Source organism: Legionella sp. D16C41 (assembly GCF_048541585.1).
Taxonomy (GTDB): Bacteria; Pseudomonadota; Gammaproteobacteria; order Legionellales; family Legionellaceae; genus Legionella_C.
Map to the genome: position 1 here is coordinate 3,055,271 of NZ_CP183303.1, position 19,489 is coordinate 3,074,759.

Below are 19,489 nucleotides of genomic sequence, written 5' to 3' on the forward strand. Positions count from 1 at the left end.
CTTAAGGACAAAAAATGAAAATTTTAAGCATACCTCTTGTGATATTAATTTGTTTACTTTCAAGCTGTGACACGGCTGATACTAAATCAAGAAGTAAGGTAGAGAATCTAGCCTCATTAACCTGTGATAGCAGCAGAGAAGACCGTACAAAAGAAGAGCTCCAAGCAATCGGAGATGCGTGTTTCAGAGGTGGAAATTATTCTAAAAGCTCAGGAAAGAAGTGGTAATACCATGTATAAAAAGACAACCCTTTATTTAATTCTATTCTGTTTAATCGCCTTCTCAGCATGCTGCCATGCAGAAAGCCGTATGGATAGTAGAGATTTGCTGGATAACATTTTATATCGTTTTGCTAATACATCTTCTATGTGGAGCCAAACTATTTTGAGCTATGCCCGTTATCTTTTTTGGTCGCTGGCCTTAATTAGTATGGTATGGACTTATGGTCTTATGGCGTTGCGTAAAGCAGATATTCAAGAATTTATGGCAGAAACCATACGTTTTTTTATGGTAATCGGATTTTTCTATTGGATTTTAGATAATGGGCCTGCACTTGCAACAGCTATCATAGATTCCATGCGCCAGCTTGCGGCAAAAGCCTCTGGTATGAATGAACATGTCTCGCCTTCGGATATTGTGGATGTGGGTTTTGATATTGTCTCAAAAGCAATTGACAGCTCATCAATCTGGTCTCCAGCCGCTACTACTGTGGGATTGATTGTTGCGGGACTTATTTTGATTATATTGGCATTAGTCAGTATTAATATGCTCATTATTCTAATTACGGCCTGGATTTTAACGTATGGCGGCATCATTTTATTAGGTTTTGGCGGCGGACGCTGGACGCAAGATATTGCGATTAACTACTACAAAACAGTATTAGGTATTGCATTACAGGCATTTGCCATGATTTTGATTATTGGCATCGGAAAGTCCTTTGTAGATCAATACTATGCGGCAATGTCATCCAATATCATGCTGAAAGAAATGTTTGTCATGCTGGTGGTTGCCGTACTTCTGCTGGTTCTCGTTAATAAAATTCCACCGGCTCTATCAGGCATTATATTAGGTGGTGGCTCGGGTGGCAGCGGTATTGGTATTGGAGGCGCAATGGGCGCTGCTAGTATTGCTGGCGCTGCTATGACAGGAGCAACAAGTGCTGCCATGATGCAAAGTGCTGGTGGATTATATGCGCTTAATGCCGCTTTTAAGGCTGCAGGTCAAACACTTAGCTCAGGCGATACAGGTTCTGTTGCCAGAATTAATTCAAGTTCAAAAACTGGTGGCTTAGCAGAAGCTATTGGCCAAGCATCCAAATTTGCTGGTTCTTTTGGCTCACATTTGGCATCTGGTGCTATGGATGTTGCCCGCGAGAAAAGTGGCAGCATAAAAGCGTCATTTACAAATAGAATCGCTGATACGGCTGGCGGAAAGATAGCTGATGCAAACCAAAGTAAGGCTCACAAATTAGCATCTGAATCTCAAGAGACAGGCTCGCAAACTGTCGTATCGATGGGTGCTCCAGAAGGAAGCTTTAGCCGAGGTGATGAAACCTCAGACGAAGTTACTCAGTTTGTTAATCGAAAGGCATCGGGAGGTAAACAATGAGTCCAAGCCAGCCCAATAAAGCCATTGGCCCTCAAGTAGGAAAAAAAAATCATAGCAGAACAAACATCTCTCTTGCCTACTTAGTCTTAAGCTCACTTTTAATTAGCATGCAAATAGGCACTCAATTTATAGCGCATCAGTTTCATTATGCTAATGGCTTGGGTTTTTCATTGTCTCATGTTTATATGCCTTGGCAGGTGTTTTGGTGGAATATGAAGTTTCATCAATATTATCCTAATTATTTTAATGCAGCCTTTGGCATGATGGTCATGAGTGGCTGTGTATTGTTAATGATTGTGTTGGTTAGTAAGTATTTTAAAAAAGAAAATATTAGCGAGTACCTACATGGATCAGCTAGGTGGGCCAATATAGAGGATTTAAAAAATGCTAGCCTAATTGGACATGATGAAGGCGTCTATGTTGGGGCTTTTGAAGATGAGCAGGGAGAGGTTCATTATTTGCGCCATAATGGTCCTGAGCATGTTTTAACGTATGCACCGACACGTTCAGGTAAAGGAGTAGGACTTGTTATTCCCACGCTTTTATCCTGGAAACACTCTTGCATCATTACAGATTTAAAAGGTGAGCTTTGGGCAATGACTGCTGGCTGGCGACAAAAGTATGCCTTTAATAAAGTCGTTCGTTTTGAACCCGCAATACTAAAAGGCGGCGCTCGTTGGAATCCACTTGATGAAATCAGAGTTGGCACAGAATCCGAAGTGGGTGATGTACAAAATCTTGCAACGCTTGTAATTGATCCTGACGGTAAAGGACTTGTAACTCATTGGCAGAAGACCTCGCAAGCGCTTTTAGTTGGTTTTATTTTGCATGCAATTTACAAACTGAAAAATCAGGGCGAACCCGCTACATTCCCTAATATCGATCAAATGCTGGTTGACCCTAATATCAATATTGCTGATTTGCTAATTGAAATGACACAATATCCGCATATTGAGGGTAAAACGCATCCTGTCATCAGTGCTTCTGCCCGCGATATGATAGACCGGCCTGAAGAAGAGGCTGGCTCCGTTTTATCAACTTTAAAATCTTATCTGGCTTTATACCGTGATCCTGTGGTGGCTTATAATGTATCGGCCTCGGATTTTTGCATTAGGGATCTAATGAATTATGAAAGTCCGGTAAGTCTTTATATTGTAACTCAGCCTAATGACAAGGTAAGACTACAGCCGCTGGTTCGAGTGATGATCAACATGGTAGTACGGCTTCTGGCTGATAAAATGGAATTTGAGCGCGTGCCTGATAATAATGGGTTTTCTTATATTAGAGCTAAAAAAAATTATAAGCATCGGCTGCTTTGTATGATTGATGAATTTCCAAGCCTTGGAAAGCTCGATATTCTTCAGGAATCCTTGGCTTTTGTTGCCGGTTATGGCTTAAAGTTCTATTTAATTTGCCAGGATATTAATCAGCTTAAAAGCCGTGAGAATGGTTATGGACCTGATGAAACAATTACATCTAACTGTCATATTCAAAATGCTTATCCTCCTAACAGGATAGAAACGGCAGAGCACCTCTCCAAATTAACTGGCCAAACGACTATTGTTAAAGAACATATCACTACCAGCGGCAAACGATTTGCAACATTCTTAACGCAAATGTCCAAAACTGTTCAGGAGGTATCTCGACCGCTTTTAACAGTTGATGAGTGTCTGCGTATGCCTGGGCCTAAAAAGGATGCCGATGGATTGATTGTTGAAGCGGGTGATATGGTCATTTATGCAGCGGGCTTTCCTGCTATTTATGGCAAACAGCCACTTTATTTCAAAGATCCTGTCTTCATCGCCCGAGCTTCCATTGAAGCACCTAAGCACTCGAATATTTTACGCATTTCTTTAAACGATGATGAGGTAATCAGATTATGAGAAGATTGCCAAGTATCATTGCTATATTTTTAATAAATTTTATCTTTGTAGCGCTTATTTTAATGGCTATGGGATTTAGATTAAATCTTACCAACTCTATCCCAGTTGGGCTTTATCGGATTACAAATCTGACCAGTCTCAAAAATTCCTTCGTCATATTTTGCCCCGATGACCGACTAGCATTCAAACAAGGACTTGAAAGACATTATATTAATTATGGGCTCTGCCCTGGCAGTTATGGATATCTAATGAAAAAAGTAGTGGGAATTGCAGGTGATAAAGTAACCATTAGTACTGAAGGTGTATTTATAAATCAAAAAATTATTCCCCTTTCAAAGCCAAAGCTAATCGATGGCATGCATCGCACATTGCCTCAATGGCGCACTGTAAATTATCAGCTGAAAGAAGATGAGATTATGACGATGACCAGCCAAAGCGAATGGTCTTTTGACGGTCGATATTATGGCCCTGTTCATCTAAGGCAAATTAAAGGAGTGATTACACCTATATGGGTAAAGCCTACGTTGAGGAAAAAAGCTGACACAGGAGATTAGTCCAGGTAAGGAGAAAGCAATAGAGACAGCAAGTGCTGTTAATGGTTTTATTATTTTAACAATTTTTGCACCACATGAACAATGTGTTGCGATTGTCTAAACCTATACTGCTCATTTTTATTATTTCAGATTTATAGATAGCTCCATTTATAGCTCTTCACTTTTGTTTTTTTGTAAATTATAGATTTTATTTCGGTAGCGAATAGAAAGTGATAGGAGATTGTTTGATATAATCTTATACTCATCTTCTTTTAACTGATCGCAGGTAGAGATATTTGGATTTTTAAATACTTCCCAATCATTTTCATTTAATATAGTTTTCTTTGAGGACCGTGCCTGCAAAGTATGTGGTGCTATTTCAGCATTTATTCGCGCATTCTCTATATTATCGGCCCAAATAATAATGGGTTTTGATATGTTAGAATCCTTAGCTTTTAAAATAAATATTGACATTTTATTTTACATCCTTGTTGTTAAATTGTTATTGCTGAGGGCTTGAAAATAGTAAGTATAGTTTATATAAAGTAAGTTATGCTCTTCACTTAATGCTTTTAACATCAATTTGTGAATTTTACTTAGGATAAATTTAACTTTAAAACCTATTAATCATTAATCCAAGTATTATCATCTAACCTTCGGATAAAGTTACTAATAAAGAATTGATTAAAACTTTAAACAAATAAAGGGCTAGGTCTTTTCTTTTGCTTTTATTAAACCATTTTATTATCTTTTAGCCATTTTTTCAGCCATGCTTCTTGTGCAACTCTTTGCATCTCAATCCACGATTCAAACTTAGTGTTTTCAGTAATGTACTTTTCCCATTTATCGTCAGGAATTGCTAAAAAATCTTCTTTTGAATTAATTATAAAGCCACTTTGTTTAAAAAATTCACTTAGACTTAATGCAGTTGTATGTTGTTGAATGAAACTATCAGGAAATAATTCGTCAATAGGTATAATTTTGTTATCAAGTTCCTTATATTTTGCTCGTAATTCGTCAAATTTTGCTTGCAGTTCGTCAGCTCCAGTTATCTTAATTTCCATAAATAACTCCAAATCCATAGATATCATTAAGTTAAATATAGAGTAAATTAATTAGTTGTGCTTCGATTGCAAATATTCATACCTATCAATTTATATATGTAGTTTTATTTCTTATAGTTGTTCTTTATTCCAAAAACTTTCCGTCGCACATTGTTATCAGATTGGAATCTTTGCCGCTCCAGCTTATCATGTGCATTATTCTGCAGTAACACTTTACTTCTTCTGGCGAGCTGAACCACATTGAGTTCGGACAAGTCTCGCAAGCTGTTCTGACCTTCGGCTGGCGGGCCTTTTCTAAGGCTGATAACGTTGGGCTTCGCTCTGGAATTTTGCTGTCTTCTTTCTCTATGGGTTGCTCCAATAATCTTATTGCTTCTTGAAGTTCTTCTTCCATCATTAAATCGTTGTGTTCGTTCATCGTGCTTCTCCTGTGAAGTCATTTTTATAAGTTGGGTTTGCATATCTGGGTCACCAAACGTGATTGAGATATTATGTTTGACAGTGATCTCAAGAATAACTTTTTTAAAAAGTGGCGAGCCATTCACTTGGATACAGTTACCGTATTTCTCTTTTGCCATTTCAATAGCTTTTTTCAATATAGTGATTGAAGCGCCTTTATAAATTTTTATTTCTTTTCCACTATCTCTGACTATCCCCTTATCTATTTTGTAAATCTGAGTTCCTTCTTTGGTAACAGAGTCAACTTGCTCAATATTCGTAGAGGAAAAAAATGCTTCAGCTCCTGATAATGTATAATCATTTTTATTTTTTCGATTATGATAACGTAAGGCTGTTAAGGCGTCTTGATTACCTGCTTGTGCTTTATAGCGTAACCAATCAGCCCATATTTTATTTTGGTGCTTATCTATTAGGTGGCTACGCGCTTCTGCGTAATTTCTCTGTATTTGAGTAATATCATTTATAAGCGTTTTGCTAATTTGTTGATAAAGGTATTTTTTGTTCATCCTGGCAAGTTTCATTAATTTCAAAGCAGCTCGCTTAATTCTTCCTCTTTTTTTGGCTTTTTCAATGAGTAGGATTTTAGCCTCGCGTAGCTGTTTGAGTTGTTTTGAAAGAAAGATTTTGTTATGTGCTTTTTCATGCTGATATCGTGTATAAAGTTCAGAGCCAAGCACACTTTTATTCAATGGCTCATAATGATATACAGTAGATGCAGAGGTAGTATTTTTTAATGGCGACGGGACAAATGTACCCAACTTAGCTTCAAGATTTTTTTTAGAAAAATTTCTGGAAATCGAGCTTGCTTTAACTGTAAGACCTCGGTTGTTACAAAAAACAAATCCGTTAGCTCTGCTATGTATTACCAAGCCATGTTCTGTAAGTATGTTGTGAATCTCTATCCAGCTATTAGCCACCTCAATTTTTTCTTTGCAATGCTGCTTCATCCAGTTAATCAAGCTTCCAATGCCTGAATGTTGCTCCATGTCATCGGCAAGATTTTCTGAGCGGCTTTTGCAGGTTTGGTGGTTAGTTACTTTAAGACCGAATTCAATTTCTAACTTAGAGCCAATTTCAGCAAATGCCTTATAAGCTCTAAAAGGCTCAATCATATTAAAGGTTGTGGGATGAATTTTATTTATGGCAATATGGATATGAAGATTGTCTGTATCGTGATGAACAACGCTAATTCTTTGATGTTCTCTAAATCCTATAGATGACACCACTTGCTCTTCTATAGTCTGTAAAGCATTGTTGGAAAGCATTTCACCTGGCGCAAAGGATATCAACATATGATAAGTTTTATCATTTTTAGCTCGCTGGTTTTTAGCTTGTGTTACTAATACTTCTTGAACAGCCCAAATGGGTTCATCACTATTACAGTTTGATATACTTATACTACCCACACGCTCCATTTTGTTTTGTTCATCACAAAGGTATTGGACAAGGCTAGAAAAACTACTCAGTCTTGCTGCCTTCATCGGGATGTGTCGAATAATCATAGCTTCTTAACCACTTCCAACAGTACTTCCTGAGTCATTTGGATGCGGTTTAACAATGTTCTTATTTTTTTACGATCAAAATGTGCAACGCGTTTGTCATGACTAAGCCATAATTTTAGCAAACCCCCAAGTCTTCCTAGATCGGCATTAATTTTAGACAACTCCAACATATAATCTTTATCAATGGCACTATAGATTTGATAGCCTAAGCTAATTCGTCTTAAGTATTCAGCAATAGAAAGTCCTGCAGTGGCTGCATTAGATTTAATTTGAATTTCTTCGCTGGAAAGAACTGGAACACGAAGATGACGGCCATTTTTTCTGGTAGGTGTTTTAAGCGTATTGTCCATAAGGATGCTGACCTCTTAATAAAGTGGTTATGCAATCCTTTGGGTATCAAATTTTTAGCTTAAAGTGCAGGATTTCCGTTGAGCACCGAAGGTGCGAATAAGGCTTGTGGAGTTTGTTAGCCAGCTTGCTGGTTAGCTAACTTCACCTATCTTGCCCTGCTTTTCAAGATCACTTTTAAGAATAATATCAGGAATTTTTTGGAGCTTGCAACGATTTTTATAGAATTTTTCATTAGAAAATACCAAATAAATCCAAATTATTCCATTATAAACCAAATAAATTTCTATTATATTCTAATAAGTTCTTAATAATTCCAAGATATTCTTTTTATTCTTGTTCCAATCCAAATTATGATTTAGACTTTTTAAATAATAAAAATTTGACGTTAACGAAGAATGAAAAGACCACTTTCTGAACGGGTAATTCAACATCAATCAGAAAAAAAGAATAAGCGAGCCAGTGCTAAGATTGAATTTATCGCACTGAAAAATGACATTCGGGAAGCCCTTGATAAAGGATGTTCGATGAAAGCTGTTTGGGAAACTTTATCTGATGAGGGTCAAATTTCATTCGGTTATAAAGCATTTAGACATTATGTACTTAAGTTAATTAGGTCAGAGCAGGAAAACACCAGGGATGAGAAACAGAGCAAAAGTAAAACAACACATGAGATCAAAGGTTTTACTTTTAATCCAATACCTAACCCTGAGGAACTCTTGTAATGGCAAAAATACATATTACGATGCAAGGCAAAGGTGGTGTAGGCAAATCCTTTGTCTCAGCAACTACTGCTCAATATAAAATATACAAAGAGCACTTCCCCCTTTGTTTTGATACTGATCCCATTAATGCAACTTTTCATGGCTTTAAATCACTTAACGTCGAACGCCTGGATATTATGGAAGGTGATGAAATAAACCCACGTCACTTTGACGCTTTAATTGAAAAAATTGCAAACACGCAAAATGATGTGATTATTGATAATGGTGCCAGTTCATTTGTTCCTCTATCGCATTACTTACTCGCCAATCAGGTGCCCACCTTGCTAAAAGAACTAGGACATGAACTCATAATCCATACTGTTATCACTGGTGGCCAAGCGCTACTGGATACAACACATGGGTTTTCTCAACTGGTAACCCAATTTCCACAAGATATTCGCTTCGTTGTATGGCTAAATCCCTATTGGGGCAAAATTGAGAATGAAGGGAAATCTTTTGAGCAGATGAGAGTATATAAAGAAACAAAAGACAGAATAGCGGCGATAATCAATATCCCTAGCTTAAAGGAAGAAACTTTCGGACTAGATCTTTCAAACATGCTTCAGCAAAAAATTACATTTAATGAAGCAATCGATTCTTCTGAACGAAATATTATGACTAGACAGCGATTAAAGCTTATACGAGATCAGCTATTTAACCAGATTGATGACGCCATGGTGATCTAATGTCAGATAAAATTGATGAAACCATTCAAGTCATTGCGCTCAAACATGGTGTGGTTTTGGGTAAAGATGATCCGATACTCATTCTGCAAACTATGAACGAGAGGCTGCTTAAGGAAAATCGAAAAGCCCAACAAGAAATGCTAGCCCAGTTCAAAGAGGAAATGGAAGGCATTTCCTCTCAATGGAGGGATGACGCCAAGGAAAAAGCTGAAAAAATCCTCAATGCGGCATTGGCTGGTAGTAAAGCGGCTATGTCTAAGTTATCACAGGAAGCTATCAGCGAATCTATTCTTACTATGAGAGAAATGATCTCGAGTTCACTGGCTGAGGCTCGCGCTCTAAAACTACAGACACGGAAATCCAGTATATTTACATTGTTAACATCAGCGATAATGCTAACAGCATTTTGTATGTTTATACTGTTTTTCCTTGGACATAATCTCTAAATAAACTTATGCGAATACAATGCGTTAATTCTCTGGAATATGATGATGCCTAAAATTATTAATATAGAGCTTTTATCAGCGGCCTCCCTGTATATCGAATTATTTTTCAATGATACCCTGCTTGCAAAAGCCACCTCTTTTGTGGCTAAAAGAAACAATAAATATTTTTTATTAACTAATAGACATAATGTAACTGGAAGAAATCAAAATACAGGGGAGTTACTGGATAAAACAACTGCTGCTTTCCCTAACAAAATGCAGGTTTATTTCAATTTAAATGGGAAAGTAGGTGGAAATATTTGTGTGGATTATTCCTTGCTAAACGATAGTGAACCAGCCTGGTACGAACACCCTAATTTAAAGGATTCTGCTGATATGGTTGCTTTTAAAGTTGATATTAATAACAATCTTATAGATGTTTCTCCCTCTTATGATCTAGATAGCTGTGGAATCGATATTGCGTTAAAACCAGGTACTCGCTTAAATATAATAGGCTTTCCTTTTGGAAAAAGAACTATGAATAATTTTGGGGTATGGATAACTGGATTTTTAGCCAGTGATTTTGATATAGATATTGAAGGCAAGCCGCAGTTTTATATTGATGCAAGAACAAGAAGAGGACAATCTGGTTCGCCTGTGGTTTTTTATCGTCAAGGCGAAAATGTTAAAATGAAAAATGAACATACTGCACTTGCCTGGTCAGGGCATCAATTACTAGGAATTTATTCGGGGCGTATTAGTGACGACTCTGATATAGGTGTTGTTTGGAAAAAGGAAGCCATATGTGAACTTTTAGATTCAATTCCGTCTTCCCCATGATTAGCCTTATATATTTTTCAATCGCTTCGCCTTTGCAAATAACTTATTACATTCTTCTTCCATCACCCCAGCAATTAAGTGACAACTATAAAAATCGGGTGTTTTAGACAAAACTTCCTCAGCCCCAACCTGAATCTGCCGGCCAAACAGATCATGCAAAAATGCAATCGAAGAACCATAAACTACTTTTGGAATCATCGCCCAGTAAATAGCAGCAGCACACATAGGGCAAGGCTCTGCAGTTGTATATAAGCTCAGCTTATTAACATCACCATCAAAACCATTATTAAATAGCGTATGTATAACCGACAATTCACCATGCATCAAAGGATGATGATGCGCACTATTAACTGATTTTAAGAGAATTTCTTTGTCATCATAAACAATAATTGCTCCATATGGAGCAATAGGATTTTCTGATGCTACCTTTATTGTTTCTGTCATAAAATCATAAATATGTTTATCCATCATTACTTCTCTTTACTTGAATATAATTTTCATCAAACTTATTGGCGCTAATCTTGTAATTGGTATCAATTCTAAATGGATTTAGGTTGGTTAATTCATCATAAATATCCACTTTTTCTTTCACCTTGAGGAAATAGATCAAAAGAATTGAGATTGGAGCCAACGCGATTTCATAAGATATTTTATATGCATCCTCGAATATAATCACACTTGCCAGCTTATCGGCTGGTACAATGCCATAAAAAGCTACTAAGGAAAATAGACTTACATCAATCATGATCCCAAAAGCTGAAGATGTAGCTATTCTTGTCCAAACAGTGATGATGAATTCTTTTTTTAGCGAAATACCGCGCCTTCGTTGTCTTAATTTTATAATTGAAATTACAGTCGAGTTAATTGTCATTCCTAAGAAAAACGCTGTAGCCGAAGCAATAAACATTCGTGCTTGGTTATGTAAAATTAATTTAAATGATTCATTTTCTCCGATAGCTAACAGGTTAGTGATCCAAACAACGAACACAAAAAGTAAATTGCAAAATATAATGAATAGAACCATTTGCTTAGTACGTTCAATCCCATAGACATCCGTCATCATATCAGCAACGAGATAAGCCAATGAAAATACAATACCCCCTACATTAATTGTCAAGAAACCAATGGAGATGAATTTGGCCGCCATGGTTTTTGATGCAATAAAAAATACGATGCTGGAGCAAAATAAGATATGGTGATATTTAAAAATATTATTATTTTTGTTATCTGAATCTGGCAGCTGGAATTTAAACAATTGCTTATTAATGCCTTTCTCGCAGTTCATTTTTTCAATATTCACAATAACACTCAGCAAAAAATGTGAAAAAATACTGAGAAAGCAATAAATCAATAGTGGAATAATAAGTTGAGTCGCACTGACTGTATCTTTAGGGCTAAGCCATAACATATTTAGCAGCGAAAATATCATAAGAGAAGCTAAAAACACATAGCAGGCTGCTTTTTCATTTGAGGTGCTAAAAAAGCAAATGGGCAAAAAAGCAGCTGTCCATAAAAACATCGAGCTCTCAATGAAGTAGAATAAATCCCTACCAAGCACCTGTATATAAATGTCTTGCATTTGCCAGAACGAAGATGCAGGCAACCAAATAGCAAATTTTAAAAATAAAGTATAAATAGCGTGAAATAAAACTACCAAATACACTGTATGGCGCAGATAGGCAAAACCATAAATGTTGTATATAAGCTGAAATAAAAAAAATACAACAGGCCACCACAAAAGTTCTGATGCTACTGGTATTCCAAATAAATTGATAACTTGTGCTTCGGCTGGGACAGTAATTAAGGAGAAGAAAACTGTTAATCCTATCAATGTATGAAACAGCTTAAATTGAAGCGGCGTTTTTGATTTACTCATCAATTGGCTATTCATCAACAAATACTCGCTTTAAGCCAATAAAACATTTTGTTTTTAATTTAAGTTGCTTCTTTTCCAAAATGGTGAGCTGTTCTGCATGTGCCCCAAATTGTTGTCCTATATCGAAGACAATTCGCGGATCAATAAGATAAATCATATCTGACTTTACGAACTCGGCTACAGACATCTCCTGATTAACACGCTTATTCGCAATGTGAAATGCAATGGATAATTCATTCGTATTTGGATGAGTAAAAATCCTATCAATGCGTATTAAATACGGCTCTCTGACTTGTCCTGCGAATCGCACAACAATTTGTTGATAGACAAGGCGTAGAAATTTGCTTTTGGGACTCCATTTTTCCATAGTTACATCCTTACAACTTACAACTTATTTTTTAGAACGCAATTTTTGGTGTATCTCGAGGATCACGCCGACAACAGTGTATAAATTATCATCATAAATTTCTACAGGTAATTTGGGGTTGATGGGATACAAATAGCGCTCATTCCCTTCTACAACATATTTTTTAATTGAGTAATGTGAGCTATCTTTCTTCTTTACAACAATGTATGAACGATCATCTGGCATGATATCTTGATTTATAATGAGTAAGGAGTTTTTAGGGAATGTTGGCTCATATAAATCAGTATCAATCGAAAGAGCATAATACTCCCCATCGACATCATTCTCCACCCATCGATACCATTCCTGCGGTGATTTTGATTGCGCTATCTTACTAAAGTCAAAAACAGGTAAAGGTCTTGTTACTTCTTGCTGTTCATATTCTCCTAGTCGAACGATGGGTTCTAGACCAAGTAATTGTTCAATACTGATATTAAAGTAATGTGCAATTTGAACTAAAGTACTGGCTTTCGGATCGGTCACATCACCATTCAAAATTCTGGTGATTTTATTGGTTGGGATGCCTAAATTACGCGCGAGTGCAGCGGGTGAGCATTTTTTATCACGCCTAATTAATTCGTTAAGTGTCTTTGCCAATAACAATTGGCTCGATTCATTCAAAATAGTAGTAGACATGCCTTGACTTAGTTACATTTATGTAATAATTTACATCAATGTAACAAGTTACACTAATGTAAAAAAAGATATTACCATAATTTACGTCAATTTTACGTAGATTATTTGTAGTTTTAGAAGGAATTATATTCAGTTAAAGCGTGCAGCCTTAACATATGTTGCAGTAAGAAGGAGATTAACCCATGGAATGTCATTCAAAGTTAAGTATTTATAAAGGAATGATTCAGTATATCTTAGACTCAACTCACTACACTTTGAAACACATAGCACAGTTATCATATTCATCCCTCGATAATATTCGAATGATCTATTGTCACAATTCCTTACCAAACAGTTTTAAAACTGAAATTGAACTTATGAAGTTATATCAGATTGTCCTTGAAATAAACGAAAACCAGAAACAAAGCTCTCTTTATGGTTAATAAAAGAAATTTTATTGGAAGCAATCTTATGCTTAAAACATTTATTAACGCTAGGTTCAAAGATCAAAATCATACCATAGACCGAACAAAACCTGATGCAAAGGAGATCAACGTGATTGATGGAGTACAAAAGCAAATTTCTCAAAAAGTATTATTCATACCTGACCTTGAAAGAATGATCGGTAGAAACAGAGTAACATTGCGCCGCTGGTGGCTTACCGATAGATTTCCGCGCCCAGTCAAGCTTAATGGAACAACGCTTGCTTGGCATAGCGATGAAGTAGAACAATGGATTGAGCAAACTATTTTAAATGGTGAGAAAGACGCTTCCTAACATCTCCAATATATTAAACAGGCAGACTTTAGGTCTGCTTTTTTTTGCTTTTCAATTAATCAAACATCCCTATGAAATTAGCACTTAAAATTTCACTGGAAAACATTAAGTTTTGTAAATTATTATTTTATTTTTAAAAAGTGTACCTAAATGTGTACTTAAAAAGAATTTGCAGAATAAAAATGTTTTGATATTATTATTTAACTTGCTGATTTTAAAATCATTTTTTTGGTCGGGACGGAAGGATTTGAACCTTCGACCACTAGCACCCCATGCTAGTACGCTACCAGGCTGCGCTACGCCCCGACTCGGATGTGAAGAATAGCTTGTTTCTTAGGGAATAACAAGCTATTGCTTAGTAAATGACTAACTTACCCTAACAGGGAGGTTATTGTAAGTGTTTACTAAATTCAAATTCAGCTAATTGTAAATTATTACCACTACAGGTTGGGCTTGCCCATTTATCGGCACATGGTTTATCCCGAGTAATAGACCACATCGCTATCATACTTAGCCCTTTTTCTTTGGCAAATTGCGATAGTCTATCCGCGTTTTGGAGAGTAAACTGCTCAACATTAACATCATTAACACCTATCATTGGAGTTACTTCAACTAAGCGCCAAAGCTCTGCTTCAGAATAATTAGGATAAAGTGTTTTTAAATAATCTTTTAAGGCCGTAGCCGCCTGAATTGCATACTCACCCATGTCACCTGAATAAGCTGGGCCATAATCCATAGCCATGATATTGACATGAAACTTTAAACCCGCATTTTTTGCTGCCTCTACTATTGATTTACCTTGCGGTGTAAGCCCTTCAGGCATAACGGGTAACGTAAAGCTCAATTCAATAGCAGGATTTTTTTGATGAAATACCTGAAGCGCTTGCATCAATTTAGATACATTAGCGGTACCATTTTCGATATCAAAATCTAGTGTGTTCGCATGATAAATATCGACCGTATTATTAAATAAAGTAATTAATTGTTCAGGACTACAATGGGATGAGATATCTGTTCCATTTGCACCACCAAAAGACACAGCAACAGCAATATTATTTTGTGCTAATTTATCAGTTAAATGTTTTCCCCATTGATTAGCAACACTGTAAGATTCCTGTCCGCCCCAGGCCGGTTTACAAACACCACTATCGGTAATAAATGCTAAGTGATAACTACGAATTCCTTGATTTAACGCAATAGTTGCTAAATCCGTTGGTTCCATATCTTGGTATTGCGAATCCCAATGGGTGTTAATAGTTAGGTCAGCATAGGGGCTAAATAATGTTGACGGTACGTTAGTTGCAAAACTTGCTGATTGAATAAAGAAAAAAGAACTTAAGGCAATTAGATAACGCTTTTTCATAATACCTTTGATTAATTTTAAACAGGATGGGCATTATGTATCATTTTAATTACCAAATGAACAACTTAACAGAAAAATTACCAGAATTTGATTTTATTTAATTCGAATTGAATAATAAATGGCAATATAATTGGTATTTTCTCCTGATTAATAAACCGACAGAGTGGTGTTTATTAGGTTTTTGCAAGGTTAATTTAGCATTATTATCACAATCCACTTAAGTTATTTACTACGTGGATTTTGTGCTTCAATTTGGTTCTCAACTTCATCAATGGGATGCTCCTCGCCCGTGGTTTCATAACCAGGAACGCCATCACCTAACAAATTACCCATTTCTGCACCACGAAATTGATTTTGGTTCAACTCATTGCTGGTCCCGGCAAGAGCAAGATCATTTTTTACTTTTTCTGCCAATTCAGCTGCGCCCTCCATAGGCCTTAGTGGATCAACTGTCAATTTATCTAAATGCAGATTGGGCATCAGTGCTTCCTTATCATCTTTATTATTTTTATTATCTTTATACCTTTTTTTAAATGCTTTTCCTGCCTGTGTACTACTTGTTTTATCGTTCTTTTCAATCTTTGCCATATCTATAACCAAATAAAATACTAATAGTATAATTATATCGCTTTTATAAGGAAATTGATAAAATTTAATACAATAGCTTAATTAATGGTTTCTCTAACGCCTCATTAGACAGAAAAAGCAAAATCTCTTTAAATTCAACTTAATAGAGTAATGACCGGATTAGTTTAAACTAGTCCGGCGTAGCATTAACCAAAAGCATTAATACCCGTGATGTGACGGCCTAATACTAAGGTGTGAACATTATCGGTACCTTCATAAGTAAAGACAGACTCTAAATTGAGCATATGACGAATTACATGATATTCTAAACTAATTCCATTACCACCTAAAAGATTGCGGCATTTACGAGCAATATTTAGGGCTTCCCGGCAACCATTGCGTTTAGCTAGAGAAATCATGACAGGTGTTTCTCGTCCTTCATCTTTTAAGCGACCAATTTGCAGATTTAAACATTGGGCTTTAACAATTTCGCTATACATTTGAGCTAATTCAGCCTGTACTAGCTGAAAAGAGGCAAGTGGCTTATCAAATTGTTTGCGTTCTAATAAATAGTCACGTGTTATATCAAAGCAAGCCATAGCAGCACCCATAGCACCCCAGGCAATACCATAGCGAGCTTGACTTAAACAACTTAAAGCTGCGCCTAAACCTTTGTGGGTTCCAGCCAATAGATTTTCGTCAGGGACAAACACGTCTTCAAAAACAAGCTCACCGGTGATAGAAGCCCGCAAAGACATCTTATGCTTAATTTCAGGACGGGTAAATCCTTTAGCATTTTGCTCAACAATAAAGCCACGAATCCCCTCATCCGTTTTTGCCCAAACAATAGCAATATCGGCAATAGGTGCATTGGTAATCCACATTTTAGCGCCATTTAACCGCCAACCGCCGGAAACTTTTTTCGCGTAAGTACGCATGCTACCTGGATCAGAGCCTGAATCAGGTTCTGTTAAACCAAAACAGCCAATGATCTCACCACTAGCCATAGCAGGCAGAAAACGTTTCTTTTGTTCCTCATTACCATAGCGAAAAATAGGATACATACACAATGAGCTTTGCACAGAGACAAAACTACGCAGACCACTATCACCACGCTCTAATTCTTGACAAACTAAGCCATAAGCAACATAGGAAGCGCCAGCCCCACCATATTCTGCTGGTAAGGTTAAGCCCAATAGGCCTAAATCGGCTGACTTTTGAATAAGTTCACGAGGAAACTCTCCTTTTTCAAAAGCATCAGCCATTAAAGGTATTACATCGTTACTTACAAAGCGAGTAACACTTTCTCTAATTAATCGCTCATCATCTTGTAACTGCTCATCAAGAAACAACAGATCGTCCACGCTTTTTCTCTCCTTTCGCCGAGTGTAATGCTAAGATTGACGCGATAATAGAATCGCGACTGGGTAATAAGTACTGCCAAGCATTGCCTAATGGAATAAAACAATCTTCGCCTGTTAGCCGCTTTATTATTAGATTAGGTGCTGCCTGCTCAACTAATAAAGTAATTAATCCTTCACTTATAGAAGCACTTCTTCGTCCCTCATCAACAATGAGGACCTTTTTTGCATTAGCTGCTTCACGGAGAATAGCCTCTGCAGGCAAGGGATTTAACCACCGCAAATCAATTACTTTCACAGCAATATTATGTTCTTCTTCTAAAAGCTTAGCTGCCTGCAGGGATAAATAAAAGCCATTTCCATAAGTAAAGATCACCGTATCTCCTTCACCTATGACGCCTACTTCACCTAATTCTATTGTTTCGTTTGTTGGCGGGTAGTCAAATAACCAACCATTATCACCTGGTTTATGTAAGTCCTTAGTCATATATAAAGCAATAGGTTCTAAAAAAACTACCACTCGCCCTTCTTCATGAGCTAGGCGTAAACACGTACGTAATAACTTGGCAGCATCAGGACCATTTGAAGGGCAAGCAACAAGGACGCCTGGTAAATCCCTTAAAACAGCAATAGAATTATCATTATGAAAATGCCCGCCAAAACCTTTTTGATAAGCTAAAGAGGCAATTCGAATAACCATAGGATTTTGATATTGTCCTGACGAAAAAAAAGACAAGGTAGCGGCTTCACCACGTAATTGATCTTCAGCGTTATGTAAATAAGCTAAAAACTGAATTTCAGGAACAGGTAGAAAACCATTATGGGCAAAACCAATGGCGCTACCTAAAATAGTTGTCTCGTCTAAGAGCGTATCAAATACGCGCCGCTGACCAAAGCGCTTTTGTAAATCAGCAGTAACGCGATAAACACCACCTTTTTTTCCTACATCCTCACCAAAGATAAGCATATTAGAATATTGCAACATCAAATCAGTAAGGGCAAAGTTAATATGTTGTGATAAATTACGCTTCATAGCTAATTGATTATAAGCACCACCAAACACTTCTTTGCGCTTTGATTCAGAGGCAGGCAAATAAACACCATGATTATTCTTTCTTGGTAGAAGAGAGGCCATAATTTCCGCAGCACTGTTTAACTTAGGTAAACGAATTACTTCCAATGCCTTAGCTTCAATTAGGGAGCGGTTAGTTTGGTAAAGCTCTATTATTGATTCCAAGCTCATTAAGCCTTCTTCATAAAGCATTCTTGCGGTATGTAATAAAGGATCTTGTGCTTCAGTAGCTTCAATTGTGGCTTGATTTAAATATTGCGACTCAATATCAGAGCCTGCATGGCCTAATAACCGTGCACATTTAAAATGTAAAAATACAGGTTGCTTTTTAACTCGCGCTAGGTGCGCTGCTTGTAGCGATTTTAAGTAAACATCAGCGATATTTAGTCCATCACAAGCGATATAATTTAATCCTGGCCTCTGCTTAATTGAAAGCTCAATCCAATTAGGCGGTGTAGGTACTGAAATACCAATACCATTATCTTCACAGATAAAAACAAGAGGAAGAGGATAATTTTGCGATGCAAGCCAAGCACAAGCATTCAAGGTAGTCTGCGCAGAAGCATGATTAGTAGATGCATCCCCAAAAGAGCATAAGATAACTGAATCAGCTAAAAGCTTACTATTTATCTTTAATTCCTTTGCACGAGTAATAGATACCGCTGTACCTAGGGCTTTTGGCAAGTGTGAAGCGATGGTTGAGGTTTGTGGCGGGATAGTCAATGCAACACTGCCAAATACCTTATGGCGTCCGCCTGAAATAGGATCATGAGCTGAGGCAACCAGTGACAGAAGAATATCATGTACACCATCACAACTAGCAAGCTGCTTGGCACGCTGGAGATAAAAAGCACCACTGCGATAATGCAAGAAAGCCATATCCGTATGGCGGAAAGCATAAGCAACTGCTGCATTTCCTTCATGGCCACTGCTGCCAATAGTATAAAAAGATAAACCTTTTTCTTTAAGTTCACGAGCGATGATATCTAATAAACGTGATTTAATTTGTGAATCAAATAAGTCAACAGCTATTTTTTTATCTAGGCCTGCTGCAAGCAGCGTAGTTTTACTTTTTGCACTAGGAAAACTGCCTTCCTTAACACGTTGAATAAACTGCTCATTAACTACACTTGCTCTATCTAACATGTTTACACCCTGTAGTTTAATTTTTCCAAAAAATTCCTTAGTTATTTTCCTACACTTGGTTAAAAAACTTTGTGTACATAAATCAGTTTTGAAAAAATCAATCTTTTACGTCCTTAAGCTAATAAATGGTAATGCTCACCTAATGGCGTCTACTAAGAACATCTCTGTTATTCTCGCATAGGCCTGAATCAATT

At 36.8% G+C, this 19,489-nt stretch carries 21 protein-coding genes and 1 tRNA gene; 9 read left to right on the forward strand and 13 right to left on the reverse strand.

The genetic code is table 11. The features are described 5' to 3' along the window. The first annotated feature begins 14 nt into the window (after window positions 1–14). Genes ACNVED_RS13255 through traF form a run of 4 tightly spaced genes read left to right on the forward strand, consistent with a single transcriptional unit; the run spans window position 15 to window position 4,045 of the window. A complete protein-coding gene (locus tag ACNVED_RS13255) occupies window positions 15–227 on the forward strand; it encodes a hypothetical protein (RefSeq protein WP_419419465.1) in 213 nt (70 codons plus the stop codon). A 4-nt stretch (window positions 228–231) separates the two neighbouring features. Next, entirely contained in the window at window positions 232–1,608 is a 1,377-nt protein-coding gene (trbL, locus tag ACNVED_RS13260) for a P-type conjugative transfer protein TrbL (RefSeq protein ID WP_419421198.1), read from the forward strand. Next, complete coding sequence (locus tag ACNVED_RS13265) at window positions 1,605–3,491, forward strand: type IV secretory system conjugative DNA transfer family protein (protein ID WP_419419466.1); 1,887 nt, start codon at window positions 1,605–1,607, stop codon at window positions 3,489–3,491. The genes trbL and ACNVED_RS13265 overlap by 4 nt, the downstream gene beginning before the upstream one ends. Continuing rightward, window positions 3,488–4,045, forward strand: a complete 558-nt coding sequence (traF, locus tag ACNVED_RS13270; RefSeq protein ID WP_419419467.1) for a conjugative transfer signal peptidase TraF — start codon at window positions 3,488–3,490, stop codon at window positions 4,043–4,045. Before ACNVED_RS13265 ends, traF begins: the two co-directional genes overlap by 4 nt. A gap of 147 nt (window positions 4,046–4,192) precedes the next feature. Here the strand turns inward: traF and ACNVED_RS13275 are convergent, their stop codons facing one another. From ACNVED_RS13275 to traJ, 4 genes are all read right to left on the reverse strand, one after another. Further along, a complete protein-coding gene (locus ACNVED_RS13275) occupies window positions 4,193–4,498 on the reverse strand; it encodes a hypothetical protein (protein ID WP_419419468.1) in 306 nt (101 codons plus the stop codon). Window positions 4,499–4,755: 257 nt separating this feature from the next. Continuing rightward, window positions 4,756–5,088, reverse strand: a complete 333-nt coding sequence (locus tag ACNVED_RS13280) for a hypothetical protein (RefSeq protein WP_419419469.1) — start codon at window positions 5,086–5,088, stop codon at window positions 4,756–4,758. Between the two features lie 104 nt (window positions 5,089–5,192). Further along, the gene (gene traI, locus ACNVED_RS13285) at window positions 5,193–7,049 is read right to left on the reverse strand and encodes a TraI/MobA(P) family conjugative relaxase (protein ID WP_419419470.1); all 1,857 of its coding nucleotides are present in this window, start codon (window positions 7,047–7,049) and stop codon (window positions 5,193–5,195) included. After that, window positions 7,046–7,399 (reverse strand): conjugal transfer transcriptional regulator TraJ, encoded by a 354-nt coding sequence (gene traJ, locus ACNVED_RS13290; RefSeq protein WP_419419471.1) that lies wholly within the window; start codon window positions 7,397–7,399, stop codon window positions 7,046–7,048. Before traJ ends, traI begins: the two co-directional genes overlap by 4 nt. Window positions 7,400–7,795: 396 nt before the next feature. On the opposite strand from traJ, the gene ACNVED_RS13295 reads away from it, so the two are divergent. Genes ACNVED_RS13295 through ACNVED_RS13310 form a run of 4 tightly spaced genes read left to right on the forward strand, consistent with a single transcriptional unit; the run spans window position 7,796 to window position 10,112 of the window. Continuing rightward, window positions 7,796–8,122: a TraK family protein gene (locus ACNVED_RS13295; RefSeq protein WP_419419472.1), complete on the forward strand. Its 327-nt coding sequence runs from the start codon at window positions 7,796–7,798 to the stop codon at window positions 8,120–8,122. Further along, the gene (locus tag ACNVED_RS13300) at window positions 8,122–8,847 is read left to right on the forward strand and encodes a conjugal transfer protein TraL (RefSeq protein ID WP_419419473.1); all 726 of its coding nucleotides are present in this window, start codon (window positions 8,122–8,124) and stop codon (window positions 8,845–8,847) included. The genes ACNVED_RS13295 and ACNVED_RS13300 overlap by 1 nt, the downstream gene beginning before the upstream one ends. Beyond that, window positions 8,847–9,293 (forward strand): conjugal transfer protein TraM, encoded by a 447-nt coding sequence (locus tag ACNVED_RS13305; RefSeq protein ID WP_419419474.1) that lies wholly within the window; start codon window positions 8,847–8,849, stop codon window positions 9,291–9,293. The genes ACNVED_RS13300 and ACNVED_RS13305 overlap by 1 nt, the downstream gene beginning before the upstream one ends. A 45-nt stretch (window positions 9,294–9,338) precedes the next feature. Next, complete coding sequence (locus tag ACNVED_RS13310; RefSeq protein WP_419419475.1) at window positions 9,339–10,112, forward strand: trypsin-like serine peptidase; 774 nt, start codon at window positions 9,339–9,341, stop codon at window positions 10,110–10,112. Between the two features lie 6 nt (window positions 10,113–10,118). On the opposite strand, the gene ACNVED_RS13315 is transcribed toward ACNVED_RS13310, so the two are convergent. Genes ACNVED_RS13315 through ACNVED_RS13330 form a run of 4 tightly spaced genes read right to left on the reverse strand, consistent with a single transcriptional unit; the run spans window position 10,119 to window position 13,030 of the window. After that, complete coding sequence (locus ACNVED_RS13315; protein ID WP_419419476.1) at window positions 10,119–10,583, reverse strand: nucleoside deaminase; 465 nt, start codon at window positions 10,581–10,583, stop codon at window positions 10,119–10,121. Then, complete coding sequence (locus ACNVED_RS13320) at window positions 10,573–12,003, reverse strand: VUT family protein (RefSeq protein ID WP_419419477.1); 1,431 nt, start codon at window positions 12,001–12,003, stop codon at window positions 10,573–10,575. Before ACNVED_RS13320 ends, ACNVED_RS13315 begins: the two co-directional genes overlap by 11 nt. Continuing rightward, window positions 11,996–12,355: a hypothetical protein gene (locus tag ACNVED_RS13325; protein WP_419419478.1), complete on the reverse strand. Its 360-nt coding sequence runs from the start codon at window positions 12,353–12,355 to the stop codon at window positions 11,996–11,998. Before ACNVED_RS13325 ends, ACNVED_RS13320 begins: the two co-directional genes overlap by 8 nt. 24 nt (window positions 12,356–12,379) lie before the next feature. Further along, on the reverse strand, window positions 12,380–13,030 hold the full coding sequence (locus ACNVED_RS13330) for a helix-turn-helix domain-containing protein (RefSeq protein WP_419419479.1): 651 nt from the start codon (window positions 13,028–13,030) through the stop codon (window positions 12,380–12,382). 597 nt (window positions 13,031–13,627) lie between these two features. Here ACNVED_RS13330 and ACNVED_RS13335 point away from each other — a divergent pair. Further along, the gene (locus ACNVED_RS13335; protein WP_419421199.1) at window positions 13,628–13,786 is read left to right on the forward strand and encodes a helix-turn-helix transcriptional regulator; all 159 of its coding nucleotides are present in this window, start codon (window positions 13,628–13,630) and stop codon (window positions 13,784–13,786) included. A gap of 229 nt (window positions 13,787–14,015) precedes the next feature. On the opposite strand, the gene ACNVED_RS13340 is transcribed toward ACNVED_RS13335, so the two are convergent. The 5 genes from ACNVED_RS13340 to ACNVED_RS13360 form a co-directional block, all read right to left on the reverse strand. Further along, window positions 14,016–14,092: transfer RNA gene (locus ACNVED_RS13340), tRNA-Pro, on the reverse strand. An 82-nt stretch (window positions 14,093–14,174) separates the two neighbouring features. Next, complete coding sequence (locus tag ACNVED_RS13345) at window positions 14,175–15,149, reverse strand: chitinase (protein WP_419419480.1); 975 nt, start codon at window positions 15,147–15,149, stop codon at window positions 14,175–14,177. Between the two features lie 222 nt (window positions 15,150–15,371). Beyond that, on the reverse strand, window positions 15,372–15,737 hold the full coding sequence (locus ACNVED_RS13350; protein WP_419419481.1) for a hypothetical protein: 366 nt from the start codon (window positions 15,735–15,737) through the stop codon (window positions 15,372–15,374). A 185-nt stretch (window positions 15,738–15,922) separates the two neighbouring features. Then, window positions 15,923–17,080, reverse strand: coding sequence for an acyl-CoA dehydrogenase family protein (locus ACNVED_RS13355; protein WP_419419482.1), 1,158 nt, complete (start codon window positions 17,078–17,080; stop codon window positions 15,923–15,925). After that, the gene (locus ACNVED_RS13360) at window positions 17,058–19,295 is read right to left on the reverse strand and encodes a thiamine pyrophosphate-dependent enzyme (protein WP_419419483.1); all 2,238 of its coding nucleotides are present in this window, start codon (window positions 19,293–19,295) and stop codon (window positions 17,058–17,060) included. Before ACNVED_RS13360 ends, ACNVED_RS13355 begins: the two co-directional genes overlap by 23 nt. Between the last annotated feature and the right edge of the window lie 194 nt (window positions 19,296–19,489).